This window comes from Pseudoruegeria aquimaris (genome assembly GCF_900172235.1).
GTDB lineage: Bacteria > Pseudomonadota > Alphaproteobacteria > Rhodobacterales > Rhodobacteraceae > Pseudoruegeria > Pseudoruegeria aquimaris.
The window spans coordinates 138111-158374 of record NZ_FWFQ01000003.1 but is presented as its reverse complement, the minus strand read 5'-3'; the positions used below and the strand labels follow the sequence as shown (position 1 = coordinate 158374).

Sequence of the window (20264 nt, the reverse complement as noted above, 5' to 3'; positions counted from 1 at the left end):
CGCCCCCCCGGATTTCCCGCGCTGCATATGCCCGTTGGATGACATCTGAGTGACAGTTCGGATTCCGTACTGTAAAAGATCGGAGCCAAAGGAAGGTGTGTTCCAGTGTCTGACGTCAGCACCAATGGAACAGATTAGGCTGAATTGATACGAGAGGGTTTCTGGCTCATCGTAACCACCAGGGAGTGGAGATGAGACAGAAACCCGGAACCCGCAAGAGCCGTGGCGAGCAGGTCGTCAAGGGCATCCGCCGCGCGACCCGCAAACAGTATTCGGCGGAAGAGAAGATCAGGATCGTGCTGGACGGCCTGAGGGGCGAAGACAGCATTGCCGAGCCGTGTCGGGCGCGAGGGCTTTGCCCGGAGCCTGTATTACAGTTGGTCGAAGGAGTTCCTCGAAGCGGGGAAGAAGCGCCTGGCGGGCGACACGGCGCGTGCGGCGGCATCGACTGAAGTGCGCCTTCGTTTAACTGGCAGTTACCGCCCCGGGGGTAGGGGCGTCACATTGTTGCAGCAATTCTTTACATCGCGCTGTAACCTGGCTGCAAAGAAACGGTGACCTTGGCGGCTCAACTTCTGTTGGTGATTTCAACGCAATGGGAGCAATGAGATGCGCCTCAACTTCAAGACCTTCATCCTTGGCCTCGCCATGGCCACCGCCGCGCTCGGCACGGCCGCGGCCGAGACCTGGAAGCTTGCCGTGACCGATGTGCAGGGGCTTGAAACCCTGCAAACCGAATGGGGCCCGTTCAGGGATGCCCTCGAGGCGGCCACCGGTGAAGAGTTTGAGTTTCTGCCGGTGAACTCGCGCACCGCCGCCGCCGAGGCCCTGCGCAACAAGACGGTCGATTTCGTCGTGTCTGGCCTGGCTGAATACGTCGTCATCAACAAGCTGACCGACGCCACCCCGCTGATCGGCCTTGGCCGCCCGGATTACCATTGCGCCATCGTCGTGCGTGCCGATAGCGGCATCAACGCACCGGCGGACCTCAAGGGGCAGAAAGTCGCCTTCGGCGATATCGGCTCGACCTCGAGCATGCTCTGCCCGATGCAGCTTCTGGCCGATTACGGCGTCGATCCGGTCAATGATATCGAACCGATATTCACCTCGCGCAACATTGCCCATGAATCGCTGAAACGGGGTGACGTGGCGGCCATCGGCACCAATGCCAACAGCTGGATCCACAAGGCTCGCAACAAGGACAACTCTGTGCCTTACGGTTTCTTCAAGATCATTGCGCGCTCGGGCGATCTGCCCAATGACATGATCATGGTCGGCGCTCATGTGCCCGCGGACGTGGCCGCAAAGGTGCAAGAGGGCATTCTCGCACACAAGCAGGAGGTCATCGACGCGATCCTGACCAACGAGGAAAATGAAAAGTACCGCGGGATGGATCTGGTTGCGGTTGACGATGCCGATTACGACATCGTGCGCGCGATGTATCGCAATGCCGGTTATCCGCAGTTCGACAAGTTTCTTGGCGATTGATCCCATGGCGCTTGACAGCAAGGCCGGGGCCCGCGCGGCTCCGGTCATCACCATGCCGGACCTGAAGGTCGAGGGGCTTGCCAAGGCGTTTGGCGCGGCGCCAGCGATCTTCTCGGATGTCTCCTTCACGGTTTCTCGCGGCGAAGCGGTGGCGCTCGTCGGCTCCAACGGGGCAGGCAAGTCCACGCTTCTGCGCTGCGCCCTGGGGCTGATCGCCCCCAGTGCCGGGCGGATCGAACTGCTGGGCGCAGAGCTCACCGGTCTGGGTGGGCGCGACATGCGCGCGCTGCGGGCCCAGACCGGGCTGGTGGCGCAGAAACACAACCTCGTGCCGCGCCTTTCGGTCCTGTCCAACGTCATCCATGGGCTGCTCGGTCAACAATCCGGACCGCGCTACTGGCATCAGGCGCTGGCCCCACGCGCGGCGCGCGAAAAGGCGATGGCCGCGCTTGAAAAGGTCTCGATGGCCGATTTCGCGCAGCGCCGCGCCGACCGGCTCTCGGGCGGGCAATCGCAGCGGGTGGCCATTGCCCGCGCGCTGGTCGCCAGCCCGCGCCTGTTGATCGCCGATGAGCCCACGGCGAGCCTCGATCCGGCTGCCGGGGAAGAGGTGATGGCGCTCTTTTTCTCGCTGGTTCGGCGCGAAAACGTGACCGTCATCTTCACTTCGCACAACATGACCCACGCGCTCGAATATGGCGACCGGATTCTCGGCCTCGGGCGGGGGCGATTGCAACTCGATGCGCCGGTGGCCGATCTGTGCGCTGCCGAGCTGAGGAAAATCTATGACTGATCCAGGCAACACCGCCGCCAGGGCCACGCCCGCGCGCATCGAACGCCCCTCGGCGCTCGCTTTTCTTGGCTATGGCGCCGCGCTCCTTGTCATCCTGTGGTCGTTTCGGGGGGCGGGCTGGTCGGGCGAACGGCTGATGCACGCCCCACCGGCTCTGGCAGATTTCATGACCCGAAGTTGGCCACCCGCGACCGATGCGCTGGGACGGCTCGGGCTGAAAATGATCGAAACGCTTCAGATTGCCGTTGCCGGCGCGGCGCTCGGGGTGGTACTTTCGCTGCCGATTGCGCTGCTTGCGGCGCGCGGGTTGATCGCCGGGCGGGCAGTCAACACGGCTGTGCGGGTGATGCTGGGGGTGATGCGCGCGGTGCCCGATATCGCCTGGGCGCTGGTCTTCGTGGTCGCCGTCGGGCTCGGTCCCTTTGCGGGAATGCTGGCGATCGTGGTCGACACGATCGGCTTTTGCGGGCGCTTCTTTGCCGACGATATGGAGGCCGCCGACAAGGGCCCGGCCGAGGCGCTCACCGCAACTGGCGCGCGCCGCCTCGACATCGCCGCCTCGGCCACGATCCCCGCCTCGATTCCCGCATTCATCTCGACCTCGCTCTACGCGCTCGAAAAGGCGGTGCGCTCTTCGACGATCCTCGGGCTTGTCGGGGCTGGCGGGATCGGGATCGAGCTGAAGGTGGCGTTCGACCTGTTCGATTACCCGACCGCAATGACGGTGATCGGGATGATCGCGGTGGTGGTGATCGTGGTTGAACAACTGGGCATCTACGCGCGCAAGAAAATCATCGGAGTGGAAAGATGAAGGCAGACACGGCACATGAGCATTGGGATGCCGCCTGGGCCGGGATCGGGGCGGACAGCAAATGGCTGAAACCCGAACCAGACGTCTTGCGGTGGGCGGACGGGCTTGAACCCGGCGCGCGGGTGCTTGACCTTGGCGCCGGTGTGGGCCGTCACGCGCTGGCGCTGGCGCGGGCGGGTCTTGATGTCACCGCATATGACGCCGCGGCGCAGGGGATCGAGGCGCTGCGCCGCGCGGCGGCCGATAGCGGGCTCGATCTGCACACCGGGCTGGGCAAGATGGATGCGCTGCCGTATGAGGATGGGAGCTTCGATCACGTGCTTGCATGGAACGTGATCTATCATGGCGACGAGACAGTGCTGCTCGACACCATCGCCGGGATCCGCCGGGTGCTGCGGCCGGGCGGCACGTTCCTTTTGACCATGCTGTCCAAACGCCGGCTCTGGATCGACCGCCAGAAGCTGAAGGATCCGCGCGAGATCTCGCGCAACGCCTGGGTGTTTGACGAGGACGATTCCGACAAGCGCCATCCGCACTATTATTGCGATGCGCGCGAATTGCTGGCGCTGTTTCAGGGCTTCGAAGTGCTGTGGCTCGAAGACCGTGAGCATGACAAGCCCGGTTCATGGCACTGGCATTTGATCCTGGAGCGCCAGGCATGATCACCTTTGAGGGCGCAGAGGTTTACCTGCCCGGTGAGATAGCCGAGACCAACGTGACCATCGCCGAAGGCCGGATTGCCGAAATCGGCGGGCCGGCCCAGCGCGAGGTGATCGACGCGCGCGGGATGATCCTTGCCCCGGCGCTCGTTGATGTGCATGGCGATGCCTTCGAGCGCCAGCTGATGCCGCGCCCCGGCGTGTTCTTTCCGGTCGAGGCGGCGGTGCTGGAAACCGACCGCCAGCTGGCCGCCAACGGCATCGCCACCGCCTATCATTCGGTCACGCTGGGGTTCGAGCCGGGGCTGCGCGCGGCCTCGCACGGGCGTGAGGTGATCGAGGCGCTGATCGCCCTTGCCCCGCGCCTGACTGTCGAGAACCGGGTGCAGCTGAGGTGGGAGACCTTTGCCACCGAGGCGCTGGAGGTGTTGGAGTGGGCGATGAATGGGCCGATCGGCACATCGCTGGCCTTCAACGACCATCTGTCGATGGCGATGCGCGGGTTCGATATCGGGATTCAGGATCGGCTGTTCGAGCACAACCCCGATTTTGCCGTGGCCGATCTGGATGACCCGAGGATGGCGCAGCGCTGGTCGAAACAGGTGGCGCGTTCCGGTCTCGATGCGGAGGAATACATGGCGCTGGTGCGCAAGGTCTGGGCGCGCCGCCCCCAGGTGGTGGAGACGATCCGCGAGGTGGCGGGCAGGGCGCGCGCGCTCGGCGTGCCGATGCTCAGCCATGACGACACCCGGGCCGAGACCCGCGCCTTCTACCGCGCGCTCGGGGCCACGGCGAGCGAATTTCCGATGACGCTGGAGCCCGCCAAGGATGCCCGCGCACATGGCGATACGATCATCTTCGGCGCGCCCAACGCGGTGCGCGGCGGCAGCCATATCGACTCGCTCGGGGCTGGCGACATGGTCGAGGCGGGGCTGTGCGATGTGCTGGCGTCCGATTACTACTACCCCGCCATGCTGGCCGCGGTCGAGCGGCTGGACCGTGAAAAGCGCGCTGACCGGCTGACGCTGTGGGCGCTGGTCTCGGCCGGGCCTGCGCGGGCGATGAAGCTTGATGACCGGGGCGAGATCGCGCCGGGCAAGCGCGCCGATCTGGTGCTGGTCGATTGGCCCGAAGGCCACATGCCGGCGGTGCGCGGCACCTGGGTTGCGGGGCGCGCCGCCTATCGCGCGCAGCCGCTGGAAGCCGAGACCAGAGAGAAGAGCCATATATCCAGGAGTAACAGATGCCCCCCCTCAAGATCGGTGCATGCCTGACAGCTGGCGAAATCGAGACCCATCGTGAATGGCTGTTCGATGCCGAGCGCGACATCGAGTTGCAGGATTTTGGCAGCTACAAGGCGCTGACGGCGGAGTTCGAAGACCGTATCAGCGCCGCCCGCGCCGCGCTTGAAGGCCATACCGGGCGGCGCGGCATCCATGGCCCCTACGAGGGGCTCGACATGGACAACAAGGACCCGGAGCTTCGCCCGCTCATCACCGCGCGCTATCTCAAGGCGCTGGAGGCGGCCGACCGCATCGGCGCGCGCCAGATGGTTCTGCATTCGCCCTACAGGCGCTGGTATGCGATGAACCGTCTGGCCAAGCCGGGCTATGCGGAGAACCTGCTTGAGAGGGTGCACGCGATCATGGACCCGGTGGTGCAGGCGGCCGAGGACAAGGGGATCACGCTGGTGATCGAAAATATCCTCGACGTTGACCCAAGCCACCGGCGCGCAATGGTTGACAGCTTTGGCTCGAAAGCGATTGCGCTTTCCATCGACACGGGCCATGCGCATCTGGCGCGGCGGATGTCGGGCGCGCCGCCGGTGGATTATTTCGTGCGTGACGCGGGCAACCAGCTTGAGCATGTGCATTTGCAGGATCTCGACGGCCATGCCGACCGGCACTGGGCTCCGGGCGAGGGCGAGATCCATTGGCCGGAGGTATTCCGCGCACTTGGCGAATGCGAAAGCGAGCCGCATCTGGTGCTGGAGCTGCGCAACAAGGCGGATATTCCGAAAGGCTTTGCCTATCTCTCGGAGCTTGGGCTGGCCTGCTGATCCCGTAGCTGCCGGGCGATCCAGCCCAGAAGGCTGCCCGCCGTTGCAAGCAGTGTGATCACCCGCACCAGATGGTGGGTGGCGATATAGGCCACATCGGCCCCCATCGACAGCGCCACCAGGCTCATCTCGGTCAACCCGCCCGGCGCATAGGCAAGTAGCACCTGCTCGGCGCTCTGGCCCAGAACGCGGTGCAGCCCCAGTGCAAAGCCGAGCGCCACGGCCAGCATGATCAGCGTCGCCCCGAGGCTGAGCGCAAAGGCCCTGAGCACCTCGCGCGGTGCCACGCCGAGAAAACGGCAACCGATGATCGCACCCAGGATCACCTGCGCGCAGATCACCAGCCAGGAGGGCGGGCTGCCCTCCGTCAGCCCGGTCACATGCGCGGCGGCGCTCAGGATCATCGGGCCCAGAAAGGTCGGCGCGGGCAGGCCCAGGCGCAGGCCGAGAAACCCGCCCGCCACGCCGCATGCGAGCAGAATGGCGATGTCCAGCGCCCCGGTCTCGCCCCCGTTCAGCGGCGCCACGCCGCGCACTTCCAGCCCCAGCGCCACCCGGAACCAAAGCGCCACCAGCGCGATCACCAGCACGATGCGCGCCGCATGCGCCAGAACGATCTCGCGTTCGTCGGCACCATGCTGGCGGCCGATCTCCGTCATCTCGACAATGCCCCCCGGCATGGCGGAAAACAGCGCGGTTACAGGGTCCATCCGCCCAAACCGGATGAGGAAAAGCCAGACCGCGCCGGCCGAAATCGCGACACAGGCCAGCAGGCCGAGCAGGGAAAGCGTCCAATGCCCGAAATGGGCCAGGGTGTCACCGGAAAATCCCGCGCCAAGCATCACCCCGATCACGGCAACGGTGGCGCCACGCAGCCTGTCGGGCGCGGCCAGGGGCGCGCGGCGCATCGCCGCCAGCAATGTTGCCGTCATCGCGCCCAGCATCCAGGGCAGGGGCAGGCCCGCCCAGGCGAAGAAACCGCCCCCCGCGGCGGCCAGCGCCAGCGTCAATGCCGCGCGCAGCCAGGGCGGCAGATCGCGCGGGCCGGAGGCCGCCCGTGGGCTCATGCCGGGCCCCCGGGGCCGCGCCACCCTCACCGGTATTTCTCGATGAATTCATCAATGCTCAGGGCGCGGATGTCGGGCAGCGCGGCGGCGAGCGCTTCATGGCTCCAATCCCACCACGCGATGCGCTGGAGCGCCTCGCCCTGGGCCTCGGTGAAACGGCGCTTGATCTCTTTCGCCGCGACCCCGCCAACGATGGTATAGGGGGCGACGTCTTTCGAGACCACCGCGCCAGCCCCGACCACGGCGCCGTCGCCAATGGTCACGCCCGCAAGCACCGTCACGCCATGACCGATCCAGACATCGTTGCCAATCGTCACCCAGTGATCCTTGCGCCACTGGAAGAATTCGTGGTCATCCTCACCAAGACCGAACATCTCGGCGCGGTAGGTGAAATGATGCTGCGCGGCGCGCCAGGTGGCGTGGTTGCCCGGGTTGATCCGCGCGCCCTGGGCGATCGAGCAGAACTTTCCGATGGTGGACCACACCGCCGAGCCGTCGCGCACGATGTAGGAGTAATCGCCAAAATCCACTTCGCGCAGGCTCACGTTGTCATGCACCTCCGTGTAGCGGCCCAGCGTGCAGTCGATCACGGTGGCACCGGGATGCACGTTCGGGGCTTCGGTCAGACGTTTCTCGCTCATGTCAGTTTCCTCGCCCGGGGCTATTTCGCCCCGCTCCATTCCCCGATGATCTTCTTGCGGACCTTGGCCGACAGCCAGTCGATCACATAGACCATGGCGATGATCAGGAAGATGATCGTCCAGGCCTCGTTCCACTTGTAGGCAGCGATCCGGTCCGACAGCAGAAAGCCGATGCCGCCCGCGCCGACGATGCCAAGGATCGTGCCCGAACGCACGTTGCTTTCGAAGTTGTAAAGCAGGATCGACAGGATCACCGGGTTGACCTGCGGGCCGATGGCATAGCGGATCTGCTCAAGCCGCGATCCGCCCGAGGCCTTCACCCCTTCGACGGGTTTTTCCGACGTGTTTTCCAGCGCTTCCGAGAAAAGCTTGGAGAAGGTGCCGATCTCGCTCACCGCGATGGCAAGGATGCCCGGCAGCGGCCCGAGGCCGAAAGCGCGGATGAAGATCAGCGCGAGGATCAGCGTTTCAAACGCGCGGATCAGATCATAAAATCGGCGCGCCGGATAGCGAACCCACGGCCAGGGCATGATGTTTTTCGCACCGAGCAACGACAGGGGGAAGGCCACGAGCGCCCCTAGAAGCGTGCCGAGAAAGGCCATGGAAAGGGTCTCGCCCAGCCCCTTGAGAATCTCGGCCCATTCGGCCCATGTCTGCCAGATATGGGGGGGGAACATGAAGCCCGCGATCTGACCCAACCGGCCAAGCCCGGTCCAGATCCGTGCGGGTGAGAAATCGAAGGCCCACAGGCAATAGGCAAAGAGACCGATGATCAACGTCCTCAAAGCGATGCGGCGCAGGCGCACCGGCAGGGGCGCCTCGAAGGCAAGGGGCACGCGAGCGCGGGCGGCGGCGATCTCGGCCTCGGTGATGCGGGTGGTCATGCTCTTTCTCCCATGCCGATCATCTTGTGGCGCAGCTTTTCCGAGCCGTAGTCGATCACCGCCACGGTCAGGAAGATGATGATGAACAGCGCCGACAGGTCGGTGTATTCCTGAAACGACATCGCGGTGCGAAATTCCTGCCCCAGACCGCCGGCGCCGACATAGCCGATGATCGAGGACGAGCGCACGTTGATCTCGAAACGCAAGAGCGTGTAACTGATGATGTTGGGCAAGACCTGCGGCACCGCGCCATAGCGGATCTGGTCAAACCAGGTGCCACCGGAGGCTTTCACGCCTTCAAGCGGTGCCATGTTGATGTTTTCATTGACCTCGGAATAGAGCTTGCCCAGCGCCCCGGTGGCATGAACGGCAATCGCCAGCACCCCGGCCATCGGCCCCACGGAAAAGGCGAAGACGAAGATCAGCGCCCAGACCAGTTCGGGCACGGTGCGCGCCAGTTCCAGAAGGCGGCGGGTGATGAACAGCACCCACTTGTTGGGGGTGAGGTTGCGCGAGGCGGGAAAGCTGAGGAGAAAGCCGCCAATGACCCCGATCCCGGTAGCCATGAAGGCGATGAGGACGGTCTCGACGAGCAGTTTCAGCCAGATTTTCCAGCGCCAGAACCATTCGGCGAAATCCGCGCCCAGACTCTCCCAGCGCAGCACCGGCAGGGTTTTTTCAACGTATTCGCCAAGCCGCGGCAGGCCGGCACCGATGATCCAGCGCCAAGCGCGGGTGCCGTCCGGCAAGCTCACTTGGGTGATCTTGAAAAAGTCGCCGATCCAGGCCGAGGCGAAGAACAGCATGAAGAACAGCGCGCTGCCCAACGCCCAGTTGATCCGGGCCGACCGCCGGCGCGCGGCAAAATCACGCTCGAATTGGGTAAAGGCGCTCGGGCCCACATCGGGCACGGTCTCGGTCATTTCGGCAATGGCGCTCATGATATCCCCCGAAAGCAAGCAAGGGGCGGGCAATAGCCCGCCCCGCACAATTGGTAGCGTGTCAGCCGCCGCGGCGCTGCTTTTTCAGCCAGTCGCGCATGTCGATGATCCACTGGTAACGCTCGAGATTGACGCGCGAGAAGCCAACCTGCGGGTTGGGGTTGTCGGCGGTCCAACCGCTGTAGACCTTGAAGCCTTCCGGGTCTTCGGTCGGGAAGGCTTCGATGGCGTCGGTGATCTCGGCGATCATGTCTTCGGGCAGGTTGGCGCGGAAGGTCCAGGGGCCGGAGGTGATTTCCGGGCTCTCCCAGATCTTGCAAACCACGCCGGGCTCGATCATGCCCTTGCGCTCCATACGCTGGTAAACGCCGTCTTCGTCATTGCTCTGCCAGGTCGAGGCGGTGTCGAAGGTGCCGTTAAAGACGCCCTGCACGCCCGCCTCATGCGAGCCCGAGAAGGTAACCGTGCCGAAATGCTCTTCGGGCTTGAAGCCTTCGCGGGTGACCATGTTGAAATAGGGCACGGCGTAACCGGAGGTCGAATCCGGGTCGGCAAAGGCGTGCACCTTGCCCTTGGCATCTTCGAGGCTCTTGATGCCGCTGTCGCAGCGGGTCACCACGATCGAATGGTAGCCGGTGTTACCGTCGGCCTTGATCGTGGTCAGCGTCGGCACCACGCCGCCATCGGTGGCGGTGTAGGCGGCGGCGAAGGACGACGAGCCAAAGCGGGCAATCTCGATCTGGTCGGCGGCAATCGCCTGAATCACGCCGTCGTAATTGCCAGCGGTGAAGATCTCGACATCAACGCCGAGCTTTTTGGCCAGATAGGCGCGCAGCGGCTCGTTGCGCTGAAGGCGATCTTTTTCGTTTTCGCCGGAGAGAATGCCGAACTTGACGACCTGATAATCGTCGCGCCAGCCATCGGCGAGGGCGGGCACGGCGACAAGCATCGCCAGGGCGGTGGTAGCAAACAAACGCATGTTGGGGCTCCCTTTGTTGCGCTTCTTCGGGGATCAGGCCATCACCGCGACCTTCTGGGTCGAGGTGGCGGCTTCGTTGAACTCTTGCAGGCCTTCGGTGCCGTAAATGTCGCGCACCACGTCATTGGTGAGCTGGCAGGGGCTGCCGTCAAACATCACCCGCCCGTCGCGCATGGCGACGATCCGGTCGCAATAGGCGCGCGCGGTGTCGAGCGTGTGCAGGTTCACCAGAACGGTGATGCCGTCTTCGCGGTTGATCGCGCGCAAGCCATCCATCACCAGCGTGGCGTTGGCCGGATCGAGCGAGGCGATGGGCTCGTCGGCGAGCATGATCCTTGGCTGCTGCACCAGCGCCTTGGCAATCGCCACGCGCTGCTGCTGGCCACCCGAAAGCGTGCCGGCGCGCTGCAGCGTCTGCGGCACCAGATCAAGCCGGTCGAGGGCCTGAATGGCCATCGTGCGCTCTTCGTCGGTGAAACGCATCAGCATCGAGGAGACAAAGCCGCGCTCGGCCAGCCGCCCGATGAGCACATTGGTGAGCACGTCGAGCCGGTCAACAAGGTTGAACTGCTGGAAGATCATTGCGCAGTCGCGCCGCCAGTCACGCAGCGCCTTGCCCTTGAGCTGGGTCACCACCCGGTCACCGTAGCGAATCTCGCCCTCGGTCGGGTCGATCAGCCGGTTGATCAGGCGTAGCATGGTCGATTTGCCCGCGCCGGATCGGCCGATCACGCCGACAAACTGGCCCGGGGGGATATCAAGGGAGACATTGTCAACAGCTTTGGTATTGCCAAAGTGGCGCGAGACGTTGATCAGGTTCAGGCTGTCAGGCATGGCGACTCATCCGAATGAATATGCCGCCAATGTCCCCCACTATTCGTAACAGCGCTGTGCAGCGATTATGAAAGTTTGTTGACGGATCGGACTGGCCTCAGGCGACGGCAGGTACCGGCAGGTTTTCGAGGTGACCATTGGAATAGATCCTGCTTCCCTCACACAGCGTCGTGACCACCCGGTCGCGCCCGTCGACGATCACCAGATCGGCGCGCTTGCCGGGGGCGATCTCGCCTCGGTCGTCCAGCCCAAGCGCCCGGGCGGGGTTGGCCGTTGCAAGCCGCACCGCGCCGACAAGCCCGTCGGGGTCGGTCGCGGCAAGCGCGCGGATGGCGGGCAGGATGGCCGCCGGGTGATAGTCGGCGGCCAGAATGTGCAAAAGGCCGGCCGCATGGGCCTCGCGGGCCGAGAGATTTCCCGAATAGCTCTGCCCGCGCATGGCATTGGGCGCGCCCATGGCAATCATGAGGCCCCGCGCGGCGGCCGTTCGGGCGGCTTCGATCGTGACTGGAAATTCGCTGATGACGGCCCCGATATCTGCCATCAATTCCGTCTTTTCGACCGTGTCATCGTCATGGCTGGCCATCGCCACGCCGTAGGCTTTGCACAGGCGCGAAACCTCTTGCAGGTTGCGCAGCATCTGCTCGGTCGAAATGGCATTGTCCAACCGGTTTTGAATTTCGGACCGCGCCTGCTCTTCGCACTTGCCGCCTTTCATGCGGTAGGCGATCAGTTTTTCGATGTCGCGGTATTGGCCCTGGCCCGGCGTGTGATCCATGACCGACACCAGATCCACCGCGCCGGCGTCAAGCAACCCTTCGAGCGCTCCGATCGCATCGGTATAGGTCATGTCAAACCGCGCGTGGATACGATGATCGACGCGCAGCCCCGCCATGTTGTCCTTGAGCGCCCGAATGATGGCGCTGGTATGCTCGAAGGAGCGCCGTTCACCCTCAGCAGCGGTGCGCGAAAAGGATACCCCGGCATAGGCCGTTGTGACCCCGCTTGCGGCAAGGCGTGCGTCGAGATGGCTCACCGCCACCTCCATCGGAAAATCCACCCGTGGCCGCGGCTCGAGTTCAAGCTCGATCATGTCGCCGTGCATGTCGATGAAGCCGGGCATGATGGTCATCCCCGCGCCATGCAGCCCGCCCGGCACGGGGGCTTCGGCGATCTCGGCGATCCGGCCCGCTTCCAGCCGCAACGATCCGTGTTCGATCACGCGATCGGGCAGAACGAGAGTGAAATCAGACAGCCACATCTTCGCGGTCCTCTTCTGGCGCGGCATCGGGGGTGAGGTCGATCACCCGGTCGATCAGATCCGCCACATCGCCGGGGTGGTGGAACACGCCCAGCATGGCGGCTCCGTTTTCCTTCAGCTCGGCCAACCGCGCCACAAGCGCGGCGCGTGCGCCCGCGTCAAGCGAGGCGGTCGGCTCATCCAAGAGGATCAGCTTGCGCGGCAGGATCAGCGCGCGGGCGAGGTTGACCTTCTGTTGCTCGCCGCCCGAGAAGGTCGAGGGATAGGCCTGCCACAGTTCCTCCTTCACCCCGAATGTGGACAACCAGCCGCGCGCCGTGTGCAAGGCGGCGTCGGCACTTTCACCGGCAAGGCGCAGGGGTTCGGCCACCAGCGCCTCGGCACTGACGCGCGGGCGGGCGTTCAGGAACTGGGTGACGAAGCCGATCTCGGTGCGGCGCAGATGGGCGATATCGACATCCGCCGCGCGCGCCAGATCAATCGGCCCATGGGCGGAATGGAACACCACGGCCCCGCCGCGCGGCAGGTAACTGCGGTAGATCGTGCGCAGGAGGGTCGATTTGCCGGCCCCGTTTATGCCCTTGATCAGCACGAATTCGCCGGCATCGAGCGAGAAGCTGATCGCATCGAAGGCGGCAATGTCCTGCCCAAGATGGTGCAGCGAGAATCCCTTTGAAAGGGCCTGAATATCGAGAACGCGGGTCATAGCTTGGCGTGCACCAGTTGTTGCGTATAGGGATGTTGGGGGTCTTGGAATACCTGATCGGCCAGCCCGACCTCGACCACCTCGCCCCGTCGCATCACCATCACCCGGTCGGCAAGGGTGCGGATGACGCCAAGATCGTGGGAGACGATCACCATGGTGATCTTGCGCTCCTGCTGCAGGCGTTTGAGGGTGTCGAGCAACAGCGCCTGAACTGAGACGTCTAGCCCGGTGGTGGGTTCATCGAGCAGCAAGAGCGCGGGCTCCAGCGCGATTGCCTTGGCCAGTTGCACCCGTTGCTGCATACCGCCCGAAAGTTCGATCGGCGGCGCATCCAGCCGCTCGAGCGGAAATTCCGAAGCCGAAAGCGCCTCGCGCGCCTTTTCGCGCAGCACACCAAAGCGCCGCTCCCCGGCGATCAGCAGCCGCTCGGCCACGTTGCCGGAGCTTGAGTGCTTCATGAGCAGCCCCAGATGCGGGTTCTGGTAGACGATGCCGATCCTGGTGGCGCAGAGCATGCGCCGCGCAAACCGGTCAAGCTCGAACAGATCGCCCGGCGTGTCGGGCAGATCGAGGTGGTAACTGCCGCTGTCGGGCAGTTCCTCAAGGTTCATCATCCGCAGAAGCGTGGACTTGCCCGATCCGCTCTCGCCGACGATCCCCAGCACCTCGCCGGGATAGGCGGTGGCAGAGACCTTGTGCAGGGCGCGCACCTCGCCGTAAGAGCGCGAAACATCGCGGATTTCGAGCAAGGGCTTGGTGCGCACCAGCCGGGGCGGCTCCAGTGTCATCGTGGTCATGAGAATTTTCCGTTCTTGTACCATGTTTCGCCAAAGCGCACCGGATCGCCTTCGCGGTCGCGGATGGTTTTCACGCCATATTCGCTGTCGGAAAGCTCGTATTGCGACGTGCCGTCGTCTTGCGGGATCTCGTTCATGAAAAAGCCACGCGCGCCGGAGCGGTAGCAGCTCAGATCGGCGTGGTCCTCGACCTGAAAGGGCACATCGTCAAACACCAGAGGCTCGACCCTTGTAAAGGGCGGCACCGCGAACAGCCGCTTTTCGCGCCCGGCCGACAGGATCGTCAGGTGCTCGGCCATGTGCAGCTTGGGCACGTCCCAGCGCGGGATCGGCGAAGGTGTCATCACGTGGCGGCCATTGACCAGCGAAGGGTAGGAGGCGCCCTGCATCACCCTTCCCGAGCACACGATCTGCTCGTAAAGCTGGAGCCACATCCGGCTGTAATCGGCATCGGCATGCATCTGCCGCGCGATCGACATATTGGGCTGCACCGGGCGCAGCGGCTCGGGGTTGGGCACCTGCAGCACCAGCACTTGGTTGTCGGAAAGCTTTTCCTCCGGGATGCGGTGGCGCGATTGGATCAGGCTGGCGGTGAGGGTGTCGGTGGTGGTCATCGCCCCCGAGACGCGGGCCAGAAAGCGGCGGATCGAGGCGGCGTTCACGCTGTCATCCGCCCCCTGATCGATCACCTTGACCACGCTTTTGGGGTTGATGAGCGTGAGCGACACCTGCAAGCCCCCCGTGCCCCAGCCGCGCGCCATCGGCACCTCGCGGCTGGCATAAGGCATCTGGCAGCCGGGCACGGCGACGGCCTTGACCATCTTGCGGCGCAGCTCGCGCTTGGCTGAAGCGTCAAGGAAACCATAGCTCATGGCGGCCCAGGGTTTGGCAAGATCGGAAAGACTCATTGCGCCGGCTCCCCGGATTTGGCCGCCCGTTTCGCTTTTGCATCGCGCATGGCGTCGAGCGACGACTGGAAGGTCACGTAGTGGGGCAGCTTGAAATGGATGCAGAAGCCCGAGCTTTCGACGCCCTCGGTGTGATAGAGAAAGAACTCTTCTTCGGTGGGCGCGCCCTTCTCGGCGCCGGGGCTGTTGAGATCAAGCGTCGCGGCGGCGATGCATTTGATCTCGTTCCAGCCGAAGGTGGCGGCAAAGCCGAGCGAGAGTTTTTCGCCTTTCTTGTCAACGACCTCCGCTTCGCTGACCTTCACGCGCCCGGCCGAAAAGCGGCGCCCGTCGGGGTGGGTCACCACGATCTCGGCCTCCGCCAGACGCAGCTCGTTCACCGTCGGGTGGGCCTGGCCATAGCCGCGCATCGCGGCGTACCCCAGCGCCAGCACGCCGCCCGTTTCGGCCCGCGCGAGGCTTTGCAGGGTATGGGCGCGCCTGGACGGAAACAGCAGCGGCTCGCGCGTGAGGTCGGGGATGTCGCCGCCTTTGGCCGGGTCCGGTTCGGGCAGATCCACAAGCTCGTTTTCCGCCTGCCAGGTGCTCACCGAGGGCTGGTGCGCGGGCGCCGGCGCCTGGGCGGGCGTCACCGGGTCGGGCGTAAAAGCGTCGCCCTGCAACACCTCGGTGGCCAGCACCCGGTGCGAGTAATCCAGCGTCGGCCCAAGGATCTGCCCGCCCGGAATATCCTTGAACGCCGCCGAAATCCGCCGGTGGGTGAACAGCCCGTCCTGCTCGATCACCTCGGCGGTGGCCAGCCGCGGCTGGGTGGTGCGCCAGGCGCGCAGCAGCAAGACCGCCTCCGACAGCTCACCCCCCGTCTGCGCCAATGCCAGCGCGGCGAGGTCTTCATCGTAGAGCGAGGCTTCGCCCATCACCCGGTCGATCAGATAGGGCAGGGCGGCGCGCAGCTCGGCCACCCGGGCCTTTTCGATCCGCCCCATTTCGGCGCGAAACAATCGTTCGGCCTGTTCAATCGCGCGTTCGCCGCCGCGGGTTGCCACATAGGCCATCAGAGCACCTCCACCAATGTTGAGCGGGGCAGGGCGGCGAGGCGGTCGCCGTCGAGCAGGATCAGCTCAAACCCCATCGGGTAACGGATCAGATCGGCGCGCTTGTGCCACAGCCCATCGGGCAGGCCGCTCACCCTGAGGCTCATGGAACCATCGATGCCCGGCCCCTTGAGGCGCAGCGCCTGCCCCTCGCCAAGACGCGCACGCGCGATTACCGTCGCCCCCTCGTCGGGGTAGAGATCGCTGCCAAGGCGCAGTTGGTCGAGAACCGAGAGATCCCGCATTTCTCCCAGAAACAGGTGGTCGGCCCGGTCTGCCTCGGCGATCTCGGCGCCTGTGCGCAGCACCGCGGGCATCAACAGCGGATCGGCGCAGAACACCTTGCACTCGCGGTCGATCAACGCGGCGATCAGCCCGCTCTCGCCCGGCGCGGGCAGGGTGCGGATCTGGCCCGGGCGGCTCAGCGCCCAAAGGAGCGCCTCGAAGGCGGCATTGGCCTGCGCCTCGTCTTCGGTAAAGGCGGGAATGGCGGCAATCATCAAAATGTCTCCATCTTCACGCGGGTGGCCTCGACCTTGCGCAGCGTTTCGTCATCGGCCGCAGCCTGTAACTTTGCCTCGGCGGCAATGAACGCGCGGCAAGCCTCGGGTTCGACCTCCAGCGACAAGGCCAGATCGACCAGCGCCATCGCCATCGCTGCCTCAAGATCGCGCCCGCGCCGCATCCCGTAGCCATCGATGCCACGGGCGCGGATATGGGCCTCGCTCACAAGAACCTCACCAAGGTGAAATGCCGTGCCATGCGCCGTGTCGCGCATCGGCAGCATCACCAGCCCGGTGCGGCTCTGGATCACCTCGATGTCTCCCAGCGCTCCGATGAGGCGTTCTCCGAGCGCCTTGAGCGGCGCGGGGCGGGCCCGGGCGAGGGTATCGAGAGATGAGTCGGTTTCAGTCATCCTGCGTTCCTGTCATTGTGAATTTCACCCGTCCGGCGGCCCAGATCACCCGACTGGCCGACAAGGGCAGACCCTCAGGGTCGACATCGACCGCGTGCAGCTCAATCACCGGCAGGCTCGGATGCTGCTTGAGCATTTTCGTTTCATCCGGCCTGGCGGGGCGGGCATGGATCTCGGTTTCGTGGCGGAAATAGTCTTCTACCCCGTAGGAGCGGTAGGTTTCGGTTGTTGAGCCAAGCGCCTCGCGTCGCGTGGCGAAATCGCGAAAGCGCTCGGCCGGGTGCCAGGTCCAGCCAAAGGCCACGGGCACCGCGTCGGCCAGTGTCAGGCGATGGCTTTCCACCACCATGGCGCCTTGAGGCAGATCAAGCGCGCGGCGCACGGGGGCGGGGGCCTCGACGATTTCGCTGCTCAGAAGCTGGCCCGAGACCTCGCAGCCCTGCGGCAGCAGGTTGCGGCGCAGCCGGGTGCGTTTGCCGATCGCATATGTCAGCCGAGGCGCCTCTTCGACGAAGGTGCCGCGCCCCTGCTCAATGCTGACCTTGCCCAGCATCGCCAAGGCCTCGAGGGCGCGGCGCACGGAATGGCGCCCGGCCCCGAAACGCGCGGCAAGCTGCGGCTCGGTGGGCAGCTTGTCGCCGGGGCGCAGAACGCCTTCGGCAATCTCGTGAAGAAGCGCGTCGCGAATCATGGTCCAGTCTGTCCGGGGCACACGTGTATTCATTCGGATGAATTCATCTTGCTTGGTTTTCGTTACACCCTCTTGACACAGGCAGGCAAACAAGCAAGAATTTACGTCGTAGGGCGCTCGAACAGATCACAAGACAAGGGTTGGTGCCGTGCTCCGCCCGGAGCCCGCCCAGAGCCCGCATTTGTTCAGGCCGCCTGAATTGAGCCGCGCCAGCCGAAATTTTCCCGCAGCAGGGCCAGATGCCGGTAGGAAAATTTCGGTTTGAGCGGCGGTTTCGGTTTCGTCGGACAGAGCCACTGTCGCCGCCGTCGCCCCGAGAGCAGCGTGTGATCGCCAGAGCCGGCCGGGGCGGCAAGAAGGTCGGCGCCACCTGGACCGGCGCCTATGGGCGCCGGCTGCGGGTGCCAGCCCTGGCCAGTCTGAGCATCTCCCCCTCTGTCGGCTGTTTGCAGGAGCGGGGCAGGAGGCTGATCGCGGCGGTTCCTGGGGTGGTGCTGACCATCGTGGGGGATTTCAGCGGACCATGGTTGCCCTGTCCCAATCGGCGTAGTGGGGCGAGCCTTCTTCGCGGATCTCGCCCTGGTAGCCGAATTCGATCATGTGGACCATCGTGCCCTCCGGCGCGACAAGGATCACGCCATAGGATTGCGGCAGGTCGGAGGCAGCCAGCAAGCGCTCGGCCCCGAAATTGGGCCAGCCGGCATGGTTGGTGCCGCGCGGGGCGGAAAAGGGGATGCCGCGGAAATGGCCCGAGAGCGGAATGTGGCAATGGCCGTGGAAGATGTGCGCGATCTTGCCCTTGTGGCGGGCGATGGCATCGGCGAGCCTGTCGGCATCGAGCAGCATGATCTCGTCCATCGGTCCGATGCCGGTGGGCACCGGGTTGTGGTGCAGGAACAACCAGACCGGGCCGGGCAGTTCGGCCAGCCGATCGGCCAGCCAGCGGGCGCGGTCACGGCAAAAATGCCCGGCATGGCTTTCGGGGCCCCATGTATCGAGCAGCACGGCGTGACCGAGGCTGAGGGGAACGACCTTTTGCACATGGCCGTTTTCGTCGGCGGCCTCGGGGAAGGTGCCAAGGAACGTCTCGCGGTCGTCGTGATTGCCGATGCACAGATGCACGGGCAGGGGCAGGGCTTCGATGCGCTCGGCAAGGCGGCGGTAGTCGTCCGTTTCGCCCCAGTCGGAAAGATCGCCGGTGATGAATATGGCCTCGGCGTCAGGATGGTTTGCAAGGGCATGGTCGAGCGCGGCGTTGAAGTTTTGCCACGGATCGCGCCCGCCGATGGTCTGATCGGGGGCGGTAAGATGGATGTCGGTCATTTGCAGGAGTTTCATGGAGCAGAGCCCTTTGGGGAAATCCGCGCCCACCGAGGCGGGCGCGGCAGGATTGCATGGCGGCAGCCTTACTTCGGCAGGAGCGCCTGCACTTCGTCGTTCATTTCTTCCTGAACAGCGGCCATGTCATCGTATTCGCCGGTGACGATGCCTTCGAGGTAGTCATAGATGACCTGCGTCACGGCGAGGCCGTTCTTGCCCGGGTAGGCCTGCCACTCGCGCAAGAGCGGCAGTTGGCGTACGGCGGTCGCCTTGGTCGGGTTCTGAGCGTAGAAATCCTTGAGGATGATCTCGTTGGCGGCCTTGTTCGGCGGCATGTAGCCGGTGGTGCGGGCCACTTCGGCGGCACCTTCGCCGGAGGTGATGAATTTCAGCCATTTCCAGGCCGCATCGCGCACCGCCGGATCGTCGGAGGTGGACACGAACATCGCCGCGTTGCCGCCAGCAGGAAGGCCCTTCGGCCCCGAGGCTTCGAAGCCGGGGAATTCATGGGTGGCGAAGGCGAAATCGGCCTTGGTGCGCTCAACCGTGCCCACGGCCGAGGTCGACCAGTAGAACATCGCCACATCGCCGGCGGCAAAGCTGTTGATCGCGGTCTTCACGTCGTAGTTCGGCATGTCGCAGGCGCGAAACAGCTTGTGCATGGTCTCCAGCGATTTCAGGCCTTCGGGCGTGTCGATCTGGAAATCGTTGCCGATCACGGTGGGCTTGTCCTGGCTCCACATCAGGGCTTGCAGGAACCAGTTGCCGGTGATGTTCCAGCCCCAGAACATCGGCGTTTTCACCCCGGCATCGGAAAGTTTGCCGCACATTGCCGTGACCTCGTCCCAGGTCCTGGGCAGCTGGTCTTCGGAGGTGATCCCGGCCTTGGCCAACAGGTCCATGTTGTAATAGCCCACCGGCAGCGACACCGAGAAGGGCAGGCCATAGACGGTATCATCGAAGGTGCCCAGATCGAGCATCGCCTTGTGGTAGCCGTCCTTGGCAAAATCGGCTTCGGCGGCGATGAAGCCATCAAGCGGCTTGGCAATCCCCTTTTCCACCAGGATTGCTTGCCGGTTGAGGCCCTGCATGGTCACGTCGGGCAGGGTGCCGGCGGTGGCTTCGCGCAGGATCGTGTTGGTGCCGTCTTCATAGCTCTCATATGTGGCCCGCATCTTGATCTCGATGTCGGGGTATTGAGCGTAGAACTTCGGCAGAATCTTCTCGTAGGTGACATCGAAGAGGTGGCTGTAGGGATAGCCAAACTCGACGATCACCTTGTCGCCTGCCATGGCGGCGCCCGCGACAAGCGCGAAGGCGGTTGCGGCAAATGCGGTTTTCATGTTTTGTCCTCCAGGTTGCTGATGGGCCCGGTGTCGGCAAACGGCGGGCCCGGTTGATCCCGTGGCGGGATT

At 64.5% G+C, this 20264-nt stretch carries 22 protein-coding genes and 1 pseudogene; 7 read left to right on the top strand and 16 right to left on the bottom strand.

What is annotated here, in order from left to right:
* Positions 1-191: 191 nt before the first annotated feature.
* From PSA7680_RS03605 to PSA7680_RS03575, 7 genes and pseudogenes are all read left to right on the top strand, one after another.
* Positions 192-459 (top strand): annotated as a pseudogene (locus PSA7680_RS03605) (transposase); the annotation flags it as partial.
* A gap of 150 nt (positions 460-609) precedes the next feature.
* Complete coding sequence (locus PSA7680_RS03600) at positions 610-1488, top strand: phosphate/phosphite/phosphonate ABC transporter substrate-binding protein (RefSeq protein WP_085867292.1); 879 nt, start codon at positions 610-612, stop codon at positions 1486-1488.
* The gene (locus PSA7680_RS03595) at positions 1448-2281 is read left to right on the top strand and encodes a phosphonate ABC transporter ATP-binding protein (RefSeq protein ID WP_245824429.1); all 834 of its coding nucleotides are present in this window, start codon (positions 1448-1450) and stop codon (positions 2279-2281) included. The genes PSA7680_RS03600 and PSA7680_RS03595 overlap by 41 nt, the downstream gene beginning before the upstream one ends.
* The gene (phnE, locus tag PSA7680_RS03590; RefSeq protein ID WP_085867291.1) at positions 2274-3092 is read left to right on the top strand and encodes a phosphonate ABC transporter, permease protein PhnE; all 819 of its coding nucleotides are present in this window, start codon (positions 2274-2276) and stop codon (positions 3090-3092) included. Before PSA7680_RS03595 ends, phnE (PSA7680_RS03590) begins: the two co-directional genes overlap by 8 nt.
* A complete protein-coding gene (locus PSA7680_RS03585) occupies positions 3089-3754 on the top strand; it encodes a class I SAM-dependent methyltransferase (RefSeq protein WP_085867290.1) in 666 nt (221 codons plus the stop codon). The genes phnE (PSA7680_RS03590) and PSA7680_RS03585 overlap by 4 nt, the downstream gene beginning before the upstream one ends.
* The gene (locus PSA7680_RS03580) at positions 3751-5025 is read left to right on the top strand and encodes an alpha-D-ribose 1-methylphosphonate 5-triphosphate diphosphatase (RefSeq protein WP_085867289.1); all 1275 of its coding nucleotides are present in this window, start codon (positions 3751-3753) and stop codon (positions 5023-5025) included. The genes PSA7680_RS03585 and PSA7680_RS03580 overlap by 4 nt, the downstream gene beginning before the upstream one ends.
* Complete coding sequence (locus PSA7680_RS03575; RefSeq protein WP_085867288.1) at positions 4995-5810, top strand: sugar phosphate isomerase/epimerase family protein; 816 nt, start codon at positions 4995-4997, stop codon at positions 5808-5810. Before PSA7680_RS03580 ends, PSA7680_RS03575 begins: the two co-directional genes overlap by 31 nt.
* Here the strand turns inward: PSA7680_RS03575 and PSA7680_RS03570 are convergent.
* The 16 genes from PSA7680_RS03570 to PSA7680_RS03495 form a co-directional block, all read right to left on the bottom strand.
* Positions 5780-6877: an AbrB family transcriptional regulator gene (locus PSA7680_RS03570; RefSeq protein WP_085867287.1), complete on the bottom strand. Its 1098-nt coding sequence runs from the start codon at positions 6875-6877 to the stop codon at positions 5780-5782. The genes PSA7680_RS03575 and PSA7680_RS03570 overlap by 31 nt on opposite strands.
* Positions 6878-6903: 26 nt before the next feature.
* Complete coding sequence (locus PSA7680_RS03565) at positions 6904-7518, bottom strand: DapH/DapD/GlmU-related protein (protein ID WP_085867286.1); 615 nt, start codon at positions 7516-7518, stop codon at positions 6904-6906.
* Positions 7519-7538: 20 nt separating this feature from the next.
* On the bottom strand, positions 7539-8402 hold the full coding sequence (phnE, locus tag PSA7680_RS03560; protein ID WP_085867285.1) for a phosphonate ABC transporter, permease protein PhnE: 864 nt from the start codon (positions 8400-8402) through the stop codon (positions 7539-7541).
* On the bottom strand, positions 8399-9343 hold the full coding sequence (gene phnE / locus PSA7680_RS03555; protein ID WP_085867284.1) for a phosphonate ABC transporter, permease protein PhnE: 945 nt from the start codon (positions 9341-9343) through the stop codon (positions 8399-8401). The genes phnE (PSA7680_RS03560) and phnE (PSA7680_RS03555) overlap by 4 nt, the downstream gene beginning before the upstream one ends.
* A gap of 61 nt (positions 9344-9404) precedes the next feature.
* Positions 9405-10322, bottom strand: coding sequence for a phosphonate ABC transporter substrate-binding protein (gene phnD / locus PSA7680_RS03550; RefSeq protein WP_085867283.1), 918 nt, complete (start codon positions 10320-10322; stop codon positions 9405-9407).
* A gap of 33 nt (positions 10323-10355) precedes the next feature.
* Entirely contained in the window at positions 10356-11156 is an 801-nt protein-coding gene (gene phnC / locus PSA7680_RS03545; RefSeq protein WP_085867282.1) for a phosphonate ABC transporter ATP-binding protein, read from the bottom strand.
* A gap of 97 nt (positions 11157-11253) precedes the next feature.
* On the bottom strand, positions 11254-12417 hold the full coding sequence (locus PSA7680_RS03540; protein ID WP_085867281.1) for an alpha-D-ribose 1-methylphosphonate 5-triphosphate diphosphatase: 1164 nt from the start codon (positions 12415-12417) through the stop codon (positions 11254-11256).
* Positions 12404-13123, bottom strand: a complete 720-nt coding sequence (locus PSA7680_RS03535) for a phosphonate C-P lyase system protein PhnL (protein ID WP_085867280.1) — start codon at positions 13121-13123, stop codon at positions 12404-12406. The genes PSA7680_RS03540 and PSA7680_RS03535 overlap by 14 nt, the downstream gene beginning before the upstream one ends.
* Positions 13120-13920, bottom strand: a complete 801-nt coding sequence (locus tag PSA7680_RS03530; protein WP_139838543.1) for an ATP-binding cassette domain-containing protein — start codon at positions 13918-13920, stop codon at positions 13120-13122. Before PSA7680_RS03530 ends, PSA7680_RS03535 begins: the two co-directional genes overlap by 4 nt.
* A complete protein-coding gene (locus PSA7680_RS03525; RefSeq protein WP_085867278.1) occupies positions 13917-14828 on the bottom strand; it encodes an alpha-D-ribose 1-methylphosphonate 5-phosphate C-P-lyase PhnJ in 912 nt (303 codons plus the stop codon). The genes PSA7680_RS03530 and PSA7680_RS03525 overlap by 4 nt, the downstream gene beginning before the upstream one ends.
* Complete coding sequence (locus PSA7680_RS03520; protein WP_085867277.1) at positions 14825-15883, bottom strand: carbon-phosphorus lyase complex subunit PhnI; 1059 nt, start codon at positions 15881-15883, stop codon at positions 14825-14827. Before PSA7680_RS03520 ends, PSA7680_RS03525 begins: the two co-directional genes overlap by 4 nt.
* Entirely contained in the window at positions 15883-16422 is a 540-nt protein-coding gene (phnH, locus tag PSA7680_RS03515) for a phosphonate C-P lyase system protein PhnH (protein WP_085867276.1), read from the bottom strand. Before phnH ends, PSA7680_RS03520 begins: the two co-directional genes overlap by 1 nt.
* The gene (locus PSA7680_RS03510) at positions 16422-16838 is read right to left on the bottom strand and encodes a phosphonate C-P lyase system protein PhnG (protein ID WP_085867275.1); all 417 of its coding nucleotides are present in this window, start codon (positions 16836-16838) and stop codon (positions 16422-16424) included. Before PSA7680_RS03510 ends, phnH begins: the two co-directional genes overlap by 1 nt.
* The gene (gene phnF, locus PSA7680_RS03505) at positions 16831-17622 is read right to left on the bottom strand and encodes a phosphonate metabolism transcriptional regulator PhnF (RefSeq protein WP_245824428.1); all 792 of its coding nucleotides are present in this window, start codon (positions 17620-17622) and stop codon (positions 16831-16833) included. Before phnF ends, PSA7680_RS03510 begins: the two co-directional genes overlap by 8 nt.
* Before the next feature lie 420 nt (positions 17623-18042).
* Positions 18043-18867: a phosphodiesterase gene (locus PSA7680_RS03500; RefSeq protein ID WP_085867350.1), complete on the bottom strand. Its 825-nt coding sequence runs from the start codon at positions 18865-18867 to the stop codon at positions 18043-18045.
* A 68-nt stretch (positions 18868-18935) separates the two neighbouring features.
* Positions 18936-20192, bottom strand: coding sequence for an extracellular solute-binding protein (locus PSA7680_RS03495; RefSeq protein WP_085867273.1), 1257 nt, complete (start codon positions 20190-20192; stop codon positions 18936-18938).
* Positions 20193-20264 lie beyond the last annotated feature (72 nt).

Excerpts from the sequence above, each read along its gene's own strand:
- PSA7680_RS03600 (WP_085867292.1), top strand. The coding sequence starts at position 610 with ATGCGCCTCAACTTCAAGACCTTCATCCTTGGCCTCGCCATGGCCACC.
- PSA7680_RS03595 (WP_245824429.1), top strand. The coding sequence starts at position 1,448 with ATGCCGGTTATCCGCAGTTCGACAAGTTTCTTGGCGATTGATCCCATG.
- phnE (WP_085867291.1), top strand. The coding sequence starts at position 2,274 with ATGACTGATCCAGGCAACACCGCCGCCAGGGCCACGCCCGCGCGCATC.
- PSA7680_RS03585 (WP_085867290.1), top strand. The coding sequence starts at position 3,089 with ATGAAGGCAGACACGGCACATGAGCATTGGGATGCCGCCTGGGCCGGG.
- PSA7680_RS03580 (WP_085867289.1), top strand. The coding sequence starts at position 3,751 with ATGATCACCTTTGAGGGCGCAGAGGTTTACCTGCCCGGTGAGATAGCC.
- PSA7680_RS03575 (WP_085867288.1), top strand. The coding sequence starts at position 4,995 with ATGCCCCCCCTCAAGATCGGTGCATGCCTGACAGCTGGCGAAATCGAG.
- PSA7680_RS03570 (WP_085867287.1), bottom strand. The coding sequence starts at position 6,877 with ATGAGCCCACGGGCGGCCTCCGGCCCGCGCGATCTGCCGCCCTGGCTG.
- PSA7680_RS03565 (WP_085867286.1), bottom strand. The coding sequence starts at position 7,518 with ATGAGCGAGAAACGTCTGACCGAAGCCCCGAACGTGCATCCCGGTGCC.
- phnE (WP_085867285.1), bottom strand. The coding sequence starts at position 8,402 with ATGACCACCCGCATCACCGAGGCCGAGATCGCCGCCGCCCGCGCTCGC.
- phnE (WP_085867284.1), bottom strand. The coding sequence starts at position 9,343 with ATGAGCGCCATTGCCGAAATGACCGAGACCGTGCCCGATGTGGGCCCG.
- phnD (WP_085867283.1), bottom strand. The coding sequence starts at position 10,322 with ATGCGTTTGTTTGCTACCACCGCCCTGGCGATGCTTGTCGCCGTGCCC.
- phnC (WP_085867282.1), bottom strand. The coding sequence starts at position 11,156 with ATGCCTGACAGCCTGAACCTGATCAACGTCTCGCGCCACTTTGGCAAT.
- PSA7680_RS03540 (WP_085867281.1), bottom strand. The coding sequence starts at position 12,417 with ATGTGGCTGTCTGATTTCACTCTCGTTCTGCCCGATCGCGTGATCGAA.
- PSA7680_RS03535 (WP_085867280.1), bottom strand. The coding sequence starts at position 13,123 with ATGACCCGCGTTCTCGATATTCAGGCCCTTTCAAAGGGATTCTCGCTG.
- PSA7680_RS03530 (WP_139838543.1), bottom strand. The coding sequence starts at position 13,920 with ATGACCACGATGACACTGGAGCCGCCCCGGCTGGTGCGCACCAAGCCC.
- PSA7680_RS03525 (WP_085867278.1), bottom strand. The coding sequence starts at position 14,828 with ATGAGTCTTTCCGATCTTGCCAAACCCTGGGCCGCCATGAGCTATGGT.
- PSA7680_RS03520 (WP_085867277.1), bottom strand. The coding sequence starts at position 15,883 with ATGGCCTATGTGGCAACCCGCGGCGGCGAACGCGCGATTGAACAGGCC.
- phnH (WP_085867276.1), bottom strand. The coding sequence starts at position 16,422 with ATGATTGCCGCCATTCCCGCCTTTACCGAAGACGAGGCGCAGGCCAAT.
- PSA7680_RS03510 (WP_085867275.1), bottom strand. The coding sequence starts at position 16,838 with ATGACTGAAACCGACTCATCTCTCGATACCCTCGCCCGGGCCCGCCCC.
- PSA7680_RS03500 (WP_085867350.1), bottom strand. The coding sequence starts at position 18,867 with ATGAAACTCCTGCAAATGACCGACATCCATCTTACCGCCCCCGATCAG.
- PSA7680_RS03495 (WP_085867273.1), bottom strand. The coding sequence starts at position 20,192 with ATGAAAACCGCATTTGCCGCAACCGCCTTCGCGCTTGTCGCGGGCGCC.